The sequence below is a fragment of the Alphaproteobacteria bacterium SS10 genome (genome assembly GCA_019192455.1).
In the GTDB taxonomy this organism is placed as follows: Bacteria; Pseudomonadota; Alphaproteobacteria; order TMED2; family TMED2; genus TMED2.
Genome location: JAHCML010000004.1, coordinates 187,653 through 201,161, shown reverse-complemented (window position 1 = coordinate 201,161; position 13,509 = coordinate 187,653). Strand labels below are relative to the sequence as shown.

Annotated in this window: 11 protein-coding genes; 4 read left to right on the top strand and 7 right to left on the bottom strand. The window is 57.9% G+C overall.

Going from position 1 to position 13,509, the window contains the following annotated elements; genetic code table 11:
• Positions 1-48: 48 nt before the first annotated feature.
• Positions 49-468: an MAPEG family protein gene (locus tag KI792_08525; protein MBV6633061.1), complete on the bottom strand. Its 420-nt coding sequence runs from the start codon at positions 466-468 to the stop codon at positions 49-51.
• A 214-nt stretch (positions 469-682) separates the two neighbouring features.
• Here KI792_08525 and KI792_08520 point away from each other — a divergent pair, with 214 nt between their 5' ends.
• Positions 683-1,621: a pirin family protein gene (locus KI792_08520; GenBank protein ID MBV6633060.1), complete on the top strand. Its 939-nt coding sequence runs from the start codon at positions 683-685 to the stop codon at positions 1,619-1,621.
• A 45-nt stretch (positions 1,622-1,666) separates the two neighbouring features.
• Here KI792_08520 and glpK read toward each other — a convergent pair whose 3' ends face one another.
• The 3 genes from glpK to KI792_08505 are packed head-to-tail and all read right to left on the bottom strand — an operon-like array spanning position 1,667 to position 5,563.
• A complete protein-coding gene (gene glpK, locus KI792_08515; GenBank protein MBV6633059.1) occupies positions 1,667-3,157 on the bottom strand; it encodes a glycerol kinase GlpK in 1,491 nt (496 codons plus the stop codon).
• Between the two features lie 24 nt (positions 3,158-3,181).
• Positions 3,182-4,765 (bottom strand): glycerol-3-phosphate dehydrogenase, encoded by a 1,584-nt coding sequence (gene glpD, locus KI792_08510; GenBank protein ID MBV6633058.1) that lies wholly within the window; start codon positions 4,763-4,765, stop codon positions 3,182-3,184.
• Between the two features lie 27 nt (positions 4,766-4,792).
• Entirely contained in the window at positions 4,793-5,563 is a 771-nt protein-coding gene (locus KI792_08505; protein ID MBV6633057.1) for an SDR family oxidoreductase, read from the bottom strand.
• A 74-nt stretch (positions 5,564-5,637) separates the two neighbouring features.
• Between KI792_08505 and KI792_08500 the strand changes: the two genes are divergently transcribed.
• The 3 genes from KI792_08500 (at position 5,638) to KI792_08490 (ending at position 8,357) form a co-directional block, all read left to right on the top strand.
• Entirely contained in the window at positions 5,638-6,174 is a 537-nt protein-coding gene (locus KI792_08500) for an NTP transferase domain-containing protein (protein ID MBV6633056.1), read from the top strand.
• A gap of 66 nt (positions 6,175-6,240) precedes the next feature.
• Complete coding sequence (locus tag KI792_08495; GenBank protein MBV6633055.1) at positions 6,241-7,131, top strand: methylenetetrahydrofolate reductase; 891 nt, start codon at positions 6,241-6,243, stop codon at positions 7,129-7,131.
• A 107-nt stretch (positions 7,132-7,238) separates the two neighbouring features.
• Positions 7,239-8,357, top strand: a complete 1,119-nt coding sequence (locus KI792_08490) for a dimethylsulfoniopropionate demethylase (protein ID MBV6633054.1) — start codon at positions 7,239-7,241, stop codon at positions 8,355-8,357.
• A 5-nt stretch (positions 8,358-8,362) separates the two neighbouring features.
• On the opposite strand, the gene KI792_08485 is transcribed toward KI792_08490, so the two are convergent.
• The 3 genes from KI792_08485 to KI792_08475 are packed head-to-tail and all read right to left on the bottom strand — an operon-like array spanning position 8,363 to position 13,336.
• Complete coding sequence (locus KI792_08485; GenBank protein ID MBV6633053.1) at positions 8,363-9,805, bottom strand: sigma-54-dependent Fis family transcriptional regulator; 1,443 nt, start codon at positions 9,803-9,805, stop codon at positions 8,363-8,365.
• Positions 9,802-12,807 carry a response regulator gene (locus tag KI792_08480; protein ID MBV6633052.1) on the bottom strand — a complete coding sequence of 1,002 codons (3,006 nt, stop codon included), beginning with the start codon at positions 12,805-12,807 and terminating at the stop codon, positions 9,802-9,804. Before KI792_08480 ends, KI792_08485 begins: the two co-directional genes overlap by 4 nt.
• Positions 12,808-12,829: 22 nt before the next feature.
• The gene (locus KI792_08475; GenBank protein ID MBV6633051.1) at positions 12,830-13,336 is read right to left on the bottom strand and encodes a molybdopterin-dependent oxidoreductase; all 507 of its coding nucleotides are present in this window, start codon (positions 13,334-13,336) and stop codon (positions 12,830-12,832) included.
• Positions 13,337-13,509: the final 173 nt, after the last annotated feature.

Here is a 13,509-nt window from a genome sequence, read left to right as displayed (position 1 = left end):
TTTTAAGGCCTGGCAGCGTGCCCAGAAAAGCCCGCAAGATCAAGCCGTTCAGACAAGAAGATAGAACAGTAGGTAAGCACCCAGCACGATGCCTGACAGGGCGGTCCCAATGGCGCCCAAACTGCGCAGGATTAGGAACTTGCGAGAGCCGGTATGACCGTGGGAACCGCCGAGTGACGAGAATGAAATCGCATGGAGCAGCCGGGCAACGAAGAACACACCGGCAAAGGCGATCACCATCGACATCGGCGTCTGCAGCAACTCCGCCAGGGCCAAGACGATCAGGAACAGGCCACCATTCTCAGCCAGATTGCCATGGCGGCGGATCATCCGCTCAAGATTGGGATCTTCGGCAAAGCCAACACCAATCCGGGACTTACGACGATAGGCACCGATCTGTAGCAACAGCACCTGCTGCATGATGATCAAAACAGCGGCAAGGATGGCAGTGATGACGGGTGGGTTCATGATCCGAACTCTTCTTCACTTCAAAGGGGCAGTCACCCCGTCGCTCTACGCCATCTAACCCCACCAACTCAAGCGCCAGCATCTTGCAGCCTGATGGTTCCCCAGCAATTGCATCGCAAGAGGCAACAACTTGATACCAACTGGCCGCTTGTTGAGGGACGGGTTTGCAGCACATAGTTGGGTGACCGCACCAACAAACAAAAAGACGCGAACCATGTCCTGGAACCCAGCAATCGACCCACACTGCCCAACCGGTGACGAGGTTGACGCGATTGAAACCGTTATCGTCCCGCGTGCCCGCGATTTGGGTGGCTTCGAGGTGCGGCGTGCCCTCCCCTCTGCCAAGCGGCAGATGGTTGGCCCGTTCATCTTCTTTGACCAAATGGGCCCGGCTGAATTCATCACAGGCAAGGGCATCGATGTCCGCCCCCACCCCCATATTGGTCTCGCGACCGTCAGCTACCTCTATGATGGCTCAATGTATCACCGGGATAGCCTTGGCACCTCGATGGAGATTAAGCCCGGTGCCGTGAACTGGATGATAGCCGGCAAAGGCATCAGCCATTCGGAACGGTCCAGTGATGAGGCCCGCAACAACCCGGGAAACAAGCTGTTCGGCATCCAAACCTGGGTCGCCCTGCCGGATGAGCATGAGGAAACAAACCCTGGCTTTGAGCACCAGCCCAAGGACGCCCTGCCAGTAATTGAAGATGCGGACGCCAAGCTGCGCCTGATCTTAGGCCGGGCCTATGGTGAGCAGGCGCCGGTGAAGACGTTCAGCGACATGTTCTACGTCGATGCCGTTCTGGAAGCGGGCGCCCAAATGCCCCTACCAACCGATCATGAAGATCGCGGCCTCTATGTTGTCCAGGGGGTGATCGAAGTCGCCGGCCAACGTTTTGAAGCTGGTCAGATGATGGTCTTCCGCCCCGGCGACGCGATTAGCCTCAAGGCGATCGAGGCGAGCCGCCTCATGCTACTCGGCGGCGAAACACTGAACGGACCGCGCCATATCTGGTGGAACTTCGTCGCCTCAAGCAAAGAGAAGATTGAGGCCGCGAAAGAAGCCTGGCGCGAGGGCGACTGGCAGCACGGCCGCTTCCAACTGCCGCCAGATGATCATGATGAGTTCATCCCGCTGCCGGACAAATAGGCATAGAAACTAAGGCAGCTGAACAGCCCCTACTAAGCTGCCATCTTATACAGACATCGTCGCCTGGACCGCCCGTTGCCAGGCGGCGTAGCGCTGGTCGGCGTCTGACTTCGGTAGCGCTGGCTCAAAATGTCTATCCAACGCCCAGGTCGCGGCGAACCCTTCTTGATCCGGATAGATACCGGCCCGCATGCCGGCAAGCCACGCAGCGCCCAACGCCGTCGTCTCCAGCACCGTCGGTCGATCAACCGGCGCACCCAGAATGTCGGCCAGGAATTGCATGGTCCAATCGCTCGCACTCATCCCGCCATCAACCCGCAGCGTGTTCTCCGCCCCGTCACTGGCTGGCCAATCAGCGCGCATGGCCTCGAGCAGGTCGCGGGTTTGAAACCCAACGCTCTCCAACGCTGCCTTGGCAAATTCGGCGGGGCCTGAATTTCGGGTTAGCCCGTAAACAGCACCGCGACATTCGGCATGCCAATACGGTGCGCCCAGTCCGACAAAGGCAGGGACCATAATCACCGACTGGTTGGGATCGGCCTGTTCGGCGAGCGGCTGCGTCTCGGCCGCATCGCGGATTATCTTTAGGCCATCGCGCAGCCACTGCACCACGGCCCCGGCAATGAAGATCGATCCCTCCAGCGCATAGGTTCGCTGCCCATCAAGCTGATAGGCGATGGTGGTCAGCAGCCGGTTGCTCGATGCAATGGCCTCAACGCCCGTATTCAACAGCGCAAAGCAACCTGTGCCGTAGGTCGATTTCACCATGCCGGGCTTGAAACAAGCCTGCCCAATCGTGGCCGCCTGCTGATCCCCCGCAACGCCAAAAATCGGTACCTCTTCGCCAAACAGATCGGCCCGCGCCATACCGAAATCAGCGGCGCAATCCTTTACCTCTGGCAGCATGGCCATGGGCACATCCAGCATGGCGCACATCTCTTCGCTCCATGCCCCAGCACGGATGTCGAAGAGCAGAGTTCGGGCAGCATTGGTGGCGTCGGTTGCGTGCACCTTGCCATCGGTTAGGCGCCAGATCAGATAGCTATCAATCGTGCCAAACAGCAGCTTGCCATCCGCGGCTTTCGCTCGCGCGCCCTCCACATGATCCAGCAACCATTTAAGCTTCGTGCCTGAGAAATAAGGATCCAGCAGCAGGCCGGTGATCTTGGTCACCTCTGGCTCGTGACCTGCCTCCCGGAAGGTGCGGCAGATCTCAGATGATCGGCGATCCTGCCAAACAATGGCGTTATGGATTGGCTTGCCCGTCTCCTTATCCCAAACCACCAGCGTCTCACGCTGATTGGTGATCCCGATTGCCGTGATGCTGCCGGGGCGCGCATTCGACCGCTCCATCGCCTTTCGGCAGGTACCAGCAACGGTTGACCAGATATCCTCCGGGTCATGCTCAACCCAACCTGAATTGGGGAAGTGCTGGGTGAACTCCTCTTGCGCCATGCTAACCGGCTGCAAGCTCTGGTCGAACAGGATGGCCCTGCTTGAGGTGGTGCCTTGATCAATGGCGAGGATATAGGACATGGCGGTTTCGCTTCTTCGTTTTGATCATTCGGCGGCGGGACGGGTGGCGCAGCGTTCGCGCATCCAATCATCTAGAACGGCGATCTGATCAGCACTCAGTCTCAACCCCAACTTTGACCGGCGCCACACCACATCTTCTGCGGTGCGGGCGAACTCATGGGTTATCAGCCAATCAACTTCACGCTGGGTTAGACCAGCGCCGAAATCTTGCCCCAGATCGTCGAATGACTTGGCATCACCCAGCATAATGGCGGCCTCGGTGCCATAGGCCCGCACAAGGCGCAGGCCCGTACGGCGATCTAAAAACCGATACCGCCGCAATAGGTCATCGACCAGATTGGTGACTTGATCGACCGGAAAGGCCCCTCCAGGCAACGGCGCCTCCCTGGTCCAGGCATGCTTGGTTTCTGACAGACAGGTCGCCACCTGCTCCATCGCCGCCTCGGCGAGCTTGCGATAGGTCGTGATCTTACCGCCAAACACGTGAAGCGCCGGTGCGCCTAGGTGACCATCCAGCTCCAACACATAATCCCGCGTCGCAGCACTTGCTGAACTGGCCCCATCATCATAGAGCCCACGCACACCGGAGTAGCTCCACACCACATCGTCTGGTGTTACCGGCTTCTCAAGGTACTCCGAGACAAAGTTCAGCAGGTAGTCGCGTTCCTCAACTGAGCATTCGGGGTCGGCATTCGGGTCGCTATGCTCAACATCCGTTGTGCCGATAAGGGTGTAGTCGGTCTCATAAGGGATGGCGAAGATGATCCGGCCATCCTTACCCTGGAAGAAGTAGCAGTGATCATGCTCGAACAGCTTGCGGGTAACGATATGGCTACCCCGGACAAGGCGAATATCGCTGGCTGAATTGCTGCGCATTTTGTTGCGCAATATATCGGCGACCCAAGGACCACCGGCATTGACCACCATCCGGGCCCGGCTTGTACTCTTCAGACCCGTTTCCTGGTTCTCGAGCGTGATGGTCCAGGCGCCATCCTCCACCGTGGCGGAAACCACCCGCTCCCGCGTCCGGACCTGGGCGCCAAGCCGTGCCGCATCACGGGCGTTCAGGCAGACCAGCCGCGCATCGTCAACCCAGCAATCGGAATACTCAAACGCTTTCTTGAACTTGGGCTTGAGCGGTTTGCCAACCTCATCCGTGGCCAAGTTCACCGTGCGTGTAGCGGGCAAGATCTGGCGGCCACCGAGATTGTCGTAGAGGAAAAGACCCAGCCGGATCAGCCAAGCCGGTCGCCGCCCCTTCATCCAGGGCATAAGGGCACTCAGCAGTTTTGAGGTGGGTGTATCACTCTCAAACCGCATCTCGTCGTGATAGGGCAGAACGAACCGCATGGGCCAGCTGATATGCGGCATGGCACGCAGCAGAATTTCCCGTTCAATCAGTGCTTCCCGCACCAACCGGAACTCAAAGTATTCGAGATAGCGAAGGCCACCATGGAACAGCTTGGTCGACGAGGATGACGTCTCCCCGGCGAGGTCCCCCTTCTCAGCCAGGGTCACGCTTAAGCCCCGGCCAGCGGCATCACGCGCAATGCCGCAGCCATTGATACCGCCACCAATAATGAAGAGGTCGTCGATTGGGTCACTCATGCTGAAAGCTTAACGGGGCAATGCCGCTCAGCCAACCGGTGGGAGGCCAACCGCCGCCCGTTCGGCATCCGTCTTCAGCGTAAAATCAGCGCCCAAGGGTAGGTTGGCCACAGGGTTGCAGAGATAGGCAATCGCCTTCGCCACCCATTCGGCTGGAATATGCTGCGCAAAATCCATCTGGGAAACCGGGTTTACACCCGACGACTTGATCGTCCGCTGCATATCGGTTGCTACCGTACCAGGGCTCAAGCCGACCGCCCGAATACCATGCTCGGAATACTCTTTATGGAGCGAGCGGGTTAAGGACAGAACGGCCGCCTTGCTAGCGCAATAATGGCTCCACCCCTCTAGGGCGTTATAGGCCGCGCCTGAGCTGATGTTGATGATCGTGCCTGCCCCCTCGGCCAACATGGCGGGAAGAACAGAATGGGCGGCATAGAACACACCCTTCACATTGATATCGATAACCTTGTCCCAATCGGCTGGGTCAATCTCATCCATCCGGGCAACCGGATCAATGATGCCAGCATTGTTCACCAGCACATCAATACGGCCATAGGCTTGCTTGGTTGTTTCGGCGAGCGCCTTAACCTGGGTGTAGTCACTGACATCGCAGGCGACCGCCTGGGCAATGCCACCGGCATCCTTGATTGAGGCTACAAGCTCTTCCAGCGCACTGGCGCTGCGGGCGGCCACCACAACCTTCGCGCCCTTATCCGCGAGGTACTCGGCGGCGGCAGCGCCGATGCCCTTACTCGCACCGGTGATGATGATGACTTTATCGGCGAGGTAATCCATGGTGACGCTCAACTAGCTTCGGGAAATCGGCAAGCCTGGCATATCGGCGATCAGGGCCAGGGATCAAGGGCACAATGACCAATCAATCACTCGGCATCATCCTGGCAGGTGGCGGTTCCCGCCGCATGGGCCAGGACAAAACCAGCCTAATGCTCGACGGTCGCCCGATGATTGAGCATATGGTTGCCCTGCTTGAGCAGATCGGCGTCAGTGAGATTATCGTTAGCGGCGATGTTCCCGGTTACCGCTATGCAACAGATGATACGCCGGGAAACGGCCCTGCCCGGGCCATTATGGACATCATCAACAATCATCCGGGCTTCCAACGCTACCTAGCCATGCCGGTGGACATGCCGCTGTTCCCGATTGCCCTTGGCCAAATGCTCCTCAAGTCAGCGCGCAGTGGTTACTTTGAAGCATCCATTCTACCCATCTGCCTCCACGGCCCTGCACACACTGGCGAGGTTGTAACGATGCGAGAACTGGGGGCACTTTACGGTGCTGAGGCCCTACCCACACCGCTTGACCTCCCTCCCCACAGCTTCCTGAACATCAACACGCCGGAAGAGTATGAAATCGCGGCGCGTGCGTTTGCCGGTCAGGTCAGTTAAAGGGGGCGATCAAGGTTGGGTTTTGAATGCCTAGCCGGACAGATTTCGCGACCTATGGTTAGTGCCATGACAGATAGCAGCCAAACCACCACCGCCGAGCCGATGACCAAGCAAGACGCTCTCGCGCGCTTGCTCAACGGCGTGTCGGTTGAGATGACCGCAGGTCAAATCGCCAAGCGGGATAATCTGGGTGAGATGCTCGCCGCTGGCAGTGAGGTTTATATTCCCTACCTGCCGGGCAGCGAGATTAAGGCCACCACCGGTGCCGCACCGAAGCTAATTGCTCAGGACCTGCGCCCCGTGCCGCACATTCCGGCCCGCACGCTGAAGAGTGAGAGGGAGCTCGATGAGACGCTGTCCGAACTGGCCGGCTATGGCGTTGATACGGTGCTGTTGATCGCAGGCGACACCAACCCAGCAGCTGGCCCCTTCGATAGCACGATGGATGTGCTGGAAACCGGTTTACTGGCTAAGCACGGTATGACCCGGATTGCGGTAGCGGGGCACCCGGAGGGTCACCCCCATGCCGATAGCGCTGAGCTCGACCGCGCGATTGAGGTGAAATCCGCCTATGCCAAGGACAAGGGGGCGGAGATGTGGATCGTCACCCAGTTCATCTTTAGCACCGAGCCACTGATCAAATGGGACCGGCACCTGCTGGATAAGGGGTTTGACCTGCCAGTTCATGTCGGCCTACCCGGCCCGGCCAAGCTGCCAACCCTGTTGAAATACGCCGTTCAATGCGGGGTTACTGCGTCCGCCGCAATGCTGGCGAAACGACCTAGCTCGATGAAGCTACTGGGACGCTGGGCTGCCGATGACATTTTAACGGAGCTTGCTGAAATGCAAGCCGATCCAGCCCAAGAAACACTGGTGCGCGGAATTCATATTTACCCGTTTGGCGACCTCACCCATGCTGTGGATTGGTTGCAGGGCTTAAGGCAGGACAGCGCATAAAGACGCTGCCGCCGCCATGACCACTGCCGCGTGCTAAATGCCCGTGGTCAGAGGGAGGAAAGAATAGAGATGACGCCACATTCCGTATCGGCCCGGGGGCTAGCACTATGGTCCTGATCACCCCCTCCGCCCGGCTTCGCCGCACCCCGTTTTCCGCCGCCGTCGAGGCTGCCGGTGTTAAGGCCTATACGGTCTACAACCACATGTTGCTGCCCACCGTCTTCCGTAGCTTGGAAGAGGATTACCACCACCTGAAATCCGCGGTGCAGCTTTGGGATGTGGCGGTTCAGCGGCAGGTTGAGTTGCGTGGCCCCGATGCCGGGCGGTTGATGCAAATGCTGACCCCGCGTAACCTGACCCATATGAACCCCGGCCAATGCTTCTACGTGCCCATCGTTGATGAGACGGGCGGCATGCTGAATGACCCGGTGGCGATCAAACTGGCCGAGGATCGATGGTGGGTCTCCATCGCTGATAGCGACCTACTGCTTTGGATTAAGGCCATCGCCTATGGCTGGCGCCTTGATGTGCTGGTGGATGAGCCCGATGTCTCCCCCCTCGCCGTGCAAGGTCCAAAGGCTGAGGAGCTGATGGCCCGCGTCTTCGGCGATAGCGTGAAAGACTTGAAGTTCTTCCGCTTCGGCATTTTTGAACATCGTGGCAAGGCGATGCCGATCGCCCGCTCCGGCTACTCTAAGCAGGGTGGCTTTGAGGTCTATGTCGAGGGCAGTGAGAATGCCATGCCAGTTTGGGATGCGCTGATGGAGGCCGGGCGCGACCTCGACGTTCATCCGGGCTGCCCCAACCTGATCGAGCGGATTGAGGGTGGGTTGCTGTCCTATGGCAACGATATGACCGATGACAACACGCCCCATGAGTGTGGGTTGGACCGGTTCTGCGACATCCAATCGGCGATTGGCTGCATTGGCCGTGATGCCCTGTTGCGGGTCGACAAGGAAGGCCCCGTTCAGGCCATCCGCCCAGTTGAGATCAAAGGCGATCCAGTACCATCCTGCGACCGCCATTGGCCGGTCATGGCCACCGACAAGAACGGTAATCAAAAACGGGTTGGCCGGATTAGCTCGGCCGTATGGTCACCGGATTTCAATACCAATGTCTCAATCGGCATGATCCGCATGACCCATTGGGACCCGGGCACGGAACTAACCGTCCAAACCTCCACCGGCGATCAAGAAGCGGTCGTGCACGAGAAGTTCTGGGCTTAGGCAGATCAACTTCCAGCTGTCACCTCAATCCAGCCCTCACGCTTACGATAAATCGTGGAGGGGCTGAGCTGCAGAAGCTTGGCGGCCTTTGGGATACTGCCACCGCACATTGAGATGGTCTTCTCAATGACGTCCTGTTCAATCTCTTTGTAGCTGCGGCCCAGTGATACTGAGTTTGGGCCGCTTTGGGCTGGCTGTGCCGGGGTTGCCGCAGCGACCGATGGCGCTGGCGCCGTCATTGTCGGCGTCGCCGTGATAGGTGTCGGGGCTGGTTGGCCGCTCCGCTCACTGAATGTCATCATACTGGCATCCAGCTGCTCGCCCTCATTTAAGACGACAGCATTGCGAATGACGTTCTGAAGCTCCCTTACATTACCGGGCCAACCATAGGTAACCAGCTTATCCTGGGCCTCTGGCGTGTAGGCAGTGAAGGCCTTGCCCTCTTCACGGCTGAAGCGTTTTAGGAAGTCCTCAGCAATCTCCAACACATCACCGGCACGCTCTCGCAGGGGCGGCAAATGGATCGGTACAACATGCAGACGATAGTAGAGGTCTTCACGAAACCGGCCAGCCTCAACCTCGACCAGGGGGTCACGATTGGTTGCGCAGACAATGCGCACATCCACATCCTCAAGCTTGGATGACCCAACCTTCTGCACCTTGCCGGTCTGGAGGAAACGGAGCAGCTTGGACTGCAGGTTGATGTCCATCTCGCAGATTTCATCGAGGAACAGCGTCCCCTTATTGGCCATTAATGCGGCCCCCGGACGATCCGCCGTCGCACCGGTGAAGGAACCCTTCAGATGGCCAAAAATCTCAGACTCAATAAGCTCGCTCGGGATTGCACCGCAATTCAAGGGAACAAAGGGCTCGGTGCGGCGCGGGCTGGCGTTGTGGATCGCCTCAGCACAGACCTCTTTACCCGTGCCGCTCTCGCCGGTGATGAAGACACTGGCCTTTGAGGTGGCGACACTGGCGATGGTCTTATAGATCGCCTGCATCGGTAGGGAGCTGCCCACAAAACCCTGGAAACTTGGCCGCCCCAGGTCCTCTTTGATTGAGGTGACCTCAGACTGGAGTGTTGCCGTCTCAATCGCGTTTTTAACCGTTGTGATCAGGCGTTCCTTGGCAAAGGGCTTCACCAGGAAGTCCTTCGCGCCCAGCTGCATGGCCTCAACCGCCATGTTCATCGAGCCATGGGCCGTGATCACGATAACCGCGCTATCCACTCCCATATCATTGAGGTTTCGCAGGATGTCGAAGCCATCCATATCGGGCAGCTTCAGATCAAGAAGGATCGCCTTGTAGCTGCGCTGATTGAGGAACTCTAAGGCCTGCGCCCCGGTTTCAGCCATATCGCAACCGATGCCAGCGCTGCGCAGCTGATCTTCATAGACCACCGATAAGGACGGGGTGTCTTCAACGAGAAGGACGGGGTGTTGGGTCATGTGTCAGCACTCAATGTCTGAGATCCGGCCTGACGTAAGGCCATGAACTTATCGAATTCTTGGTTGGTCTGGCTGATCAAGGGCAGCACAGTCTGGGATGCGTCGAGCGCGGCTGCGAGATTACCCGCCCGGGCCTGATCATTCAAAAGCTTAGCGGCGGTATTTAACCGATCAGCAAAGACGATGCCTGCTAGACCTTGAAGCTTGTGAGAGCCAGCCTCCAGCTGTTCCAAATCCTGATCATCGACGCCGGCCTGAAGTTGGCTCTGACATCCCGCCAAGTCCTGGCCGATCTGGCCGGACATGCGTTCGATCGCCGCCTCGCTTAGCGCATCCAACATCTGGGTAAGTTGCGGTGCGTCGATTAGCGGATCATTCAACATCTCAGGCTCCGGATCAGACAGCGCGGGTTTGACCAGGCCAATGCTTTGGCTACCGGAAGTACCAGTGGCCAAGCATCGGTTAATTTCGGTCGTCAGCACAGACCAATCGATTGGTTTAGCAACCACGGCATTCATGCCTGCCTGAATGAACTGCTCAGCCTCATTAAGGCTGGCATAGGCCGTTAGGGCGATGATCGGCAGCTCAGAGGTTCTCTTGCGGATCGCCTGGGTCGCATCCGTGCCACTCATCACCGGCATCGAGACATCCATCAGGACCACATCGAAGCTGCCAGCCAGGGCGGCCTCCATCGCGTCTTGGCCATTGCCAACAACGGTAACTTCACAGCCTCGTTTGGCCAGCTCTGCCTCCACAACGATCTGGCTGGTCAAATTGTCTTCGGCCAGCAGCACCTGCAGGCCTGAGGGCAGTGTGACTTCCTCACTCGGGCGGGCTGCCTGCTGTGGTTCGATTGGGTTAAGGGCCTCATCCATCGCCAGCATGGGCACATCGAACCAGAATTCAGTGCCCCCATCCCGTCGGGCACGGAAATCAATCTCACCACCCATTAGGCCGACCAGACGATGGCAGATGGCAAGACCAAGGCCGGAACCTTGGGATTCCGCGTTCTGCATAGACCCAACCTGAACGAATTCGCGGAAAATCTTACTGCGAACGCTCTCATCCAGGCCGGGGCCATTGTCCAAAATACGGAAGCGGATTTGGTAGCGCTCATCGGCCACCGCCCATTCCATCGGGCTGAACTCGGCGCAGATGGTGACCTCACCGCCCTCCGGGGTGAACTTAATCGCGTTGCTGATCAGGTTGTCGATCACCTGCCGCAACCGAATTTGGTCGCCGATCAGGGTCGGTGGGATTTCCGCATCGACCTCTGAACTCAAGTTAATCTGCTTCGCGACGGCAGAGGCCTGCCAGAACTGCATGGTGTCCTGAATGAAGCGGGAGAAGTCGAAGGGATCAGAAGATATCTTCAGGTGCCCGCTCTCAATCCTAGTGAAGTCGAGCACATCATTCAGCACCGTGCGCAATCGGCTGGCACTCCGTACCGCGAGGTCGATGTAGCGGCTGTTCTCCCCCGGATCGGTTGCATCGCCGACCAGGTTCAGCGCACCGATGAGACCGTTGAGCGGGGTTCTGATCTCATGGCTCATGACGGCTAGGAACTGGCTCTTTGCCTTATCTGCCTCCTGTGCGTGCTGCATGGCGCTTTCCATACGCAACTCTGCAAGGTGCCTCGCCGTGATGTCCTGCGCCGTGCCGAACAGCGAGATCACCCGGCCTTTTGCATCCAGTTCTGGCACAATCTTGAGCAACAGATATCGATCGGTGTTCCCAACCAAACGGGCCATGTATTCGGCGGACTTACCCGTGAAGGCCAAGTCCAGCAGCTGGTCATAGAAGCCCTGCCGATAGCCATCATCGATAAGCTCGGCAAAGGTCTCGAGCGCGATGTTCTTGGAATCAGCCGGGAGGTTCAGAAGCTGCAAAAGCTGCTCTGAATAGACAATCTCATCATCCTCAACATTGTAGGTCCAGTGACCCAGCTGGGCCGCCTCCTCAGCACGCAAAAGCAGCTGCTCGGCCCGTTTGATCTCAGAGATATCAATGCGGAAGCCGACGACACCACCATCTGAGGTCTTCCGCTCCTCGATCCGCAGCCAACGCCCACCGTCTAGCCGCTGTTCAATTGGTGGGCCGGGATTGCGATGCATCTCCAGCCGCTCTTGAACCCAGTCATCAACGCGGCCTTGGGCCTCGACATACTCGGCCCGCTCGGCGCCGTATCGGATTATGTTCTCAAAGGTATTGCCGGGATAAATCTCCGGCGCGGCGAGGCTGTAGATCTCTTTGTAGCGGCTATTGCAGATTACCAACCGATCATCGCTGTCATAGAGGGCAAACCCCTCAGGTAGCGCCTCAATCGCGTCAATCAGGCGCTGCTCGGCGGCGCTGGCACGTTCACCCGCCTCTTGCGCCGCTGCTTGGGATCGGCGGGCACTTCGCGCCTCCAAACCAAACGCAATGATGAACAGAATACTGCCCAGGGCCAGCCCACCAAATGCGGCGATGATATAGCCATAAGCGCTGTCACGTTGGCTGGCGTAACGCGCCATCCTCCCCTGCTCAGCATGCAGCACGCTGTTAGACCAGCTCCGGATAGCAATCACCTGTCCGTTTACCAGTTCACTGGCGGCCGTCCAATCAACATGGCCGGCTTGGTTCAGCAACACGGGCGCCAGCATGGCATCCAGATCTTCTAGCGCCTGCTCAAGCTGACTAGGCACCTCATCAAGATCGGTCTGGTCCAGGAATTCTGCCACTGATCCGCGTTGCAAAACGTTTAACCGGCTCCAAACAATATCGACCCGGCGGGATAGCCGGGCACGATCATTGATGCGTTGATATTCGTGAATTTCAGCGCTGAGCCTGACGAGCTCGCTATGGGTCTGTGCAGCCGCCCAAACCACATCCTCAATCAGGAATTCCTGAAGGCTTTGATCAGCCTTCAGGGCATTCCGGATACCAGTCCAGAAGGCAGCTGCACATCCGACAATCGCGATGATGACGACGGCATAACGGATGGCCGCTGCGTTCTTCACTGATACCCCCCGATCAATCAGTCTATTTGACGATGATCTCTTTAAGCTGCCAGATCCACTTATCATTGTGTTCAACGGATTGCAGCTCGGGATGCTCATCCCTTGGATAAACCACCCAGATTGGCCCCTTATCGCGCAATGACAGCGGCTGGCCGTTCATTGAGGTGGCCAGGATGACATCGTAGTCCCAGAAGTCGCTCATAGGAATTTCGACGGCATAATCGTTCACTGCAACGGCCCGGACTGTGTCGCCGGCGCCCTCGGCGACGGTGAGGATGTCACGGGCAAGCGGCCCTTGGAATTCGGTGATGCCATCCGTCCAATCAGTGGTGGTGCGGATGGTGTGCTGGTTAAACCGGTTAAGCGTCTCATGACTATGCACATGAGGCGCGCCGGTGACCTTACCCTTCACGATAAGGATGGGATCATTGGCATGGGCGGCACTGAGGCTAGCAAAGGCCATGATGATAACGGTGATGAAGGTAAAGCTGATGTCACGAAGCTGGCTGGGCAGGGCGATGGTTTTCATTGTGTCCTCCGACAGGTTGGTCTGTTCAAGAGGGAAGGATCAATCTTCGTGCCACCACAAATATTCATTTAAAACAATATATTAGACAACTCTCGACTGAACAGACTTTGCATCCTGCAAAGTTTAGATTCGCAGGATGCAAAGTTTGCTGTTTGCACTTTTGACATTGCAAA

What these genes read in the sequence shown, in the direction of transcription:
- KI792_08525 (MBV6633061.1), bottom strand. Translation starts at nt 468, where the DNA reads ATGAACCCACCCGTCATCACTGCCATCCTTGCCGCTGTTTTGATCATC.
- KI792_08520 (MBV6633060.1), top strand. Translation starts at nt 683, where the DNA reads ATGTCCTGGAACCCAGCAATCGACCCACACTGCCCAACCGGTGACGAG.
- glpK (MBV6633059.1), bottom strand. Translation starts at nt 3,157, where the DNA reads ATGTCCTATATCCTCGCCATTGATCAAGGCACCACCTCAAGCAGGGCC.
- glpD (MBV6633058.1), bottom strand. Translation starts at nt 4,765, where the DNA reads ATGAGTGACCCAATCGACGACCTCTTCATTATTGGTGGCGGTATCAAT.
- KI792_08505 (MBV6633057.1), bottom strand. Translation starts at nt 5,563, where the DNA reads ATGGATTACCTCGCCGATAAAGTCATCATCATCACCGGTGCGAGTAAG.
- KI792_08500 (MBV6633056.1), top strand. Translation starts at nt 5,638, where the DNA reads ATGACCAATCAATCACTCGGCATCATCCTGGCAGGTGGCGGTTCCCGC.
- KI792_08495 (MBV6633055.1), top strand. Translation starts at nt 6,241, where the DNA reads ATGACAGATAGCAGCCAAACCACCACCGCCGAGCCGATGACCAAGCAA.
- KI792_08490 (MBV6633054.1), top strand. Translation starts at nt 7,239, where the DNA reads ATGGTCCTGATCACCCCCTCCGCCCGGCTTCGCCGCACCCCGTTTTCC.
- KI792_08485 (MBV6633053.1), bottom strand. Translation starts at nt 9,805, where the DNA reads ATGACCCAACACCCCGTCCTTCTCGTTGAAGACACCCCGTCCTTATCG.
- KI792_08475 (MBV6633051.1), bottom strand. Translation starts at nt 13,336, where the DNA reads ATGAAAACCATCGCCCTGCCCAGCCAGCTTCGTGACATCAGCTTTACC.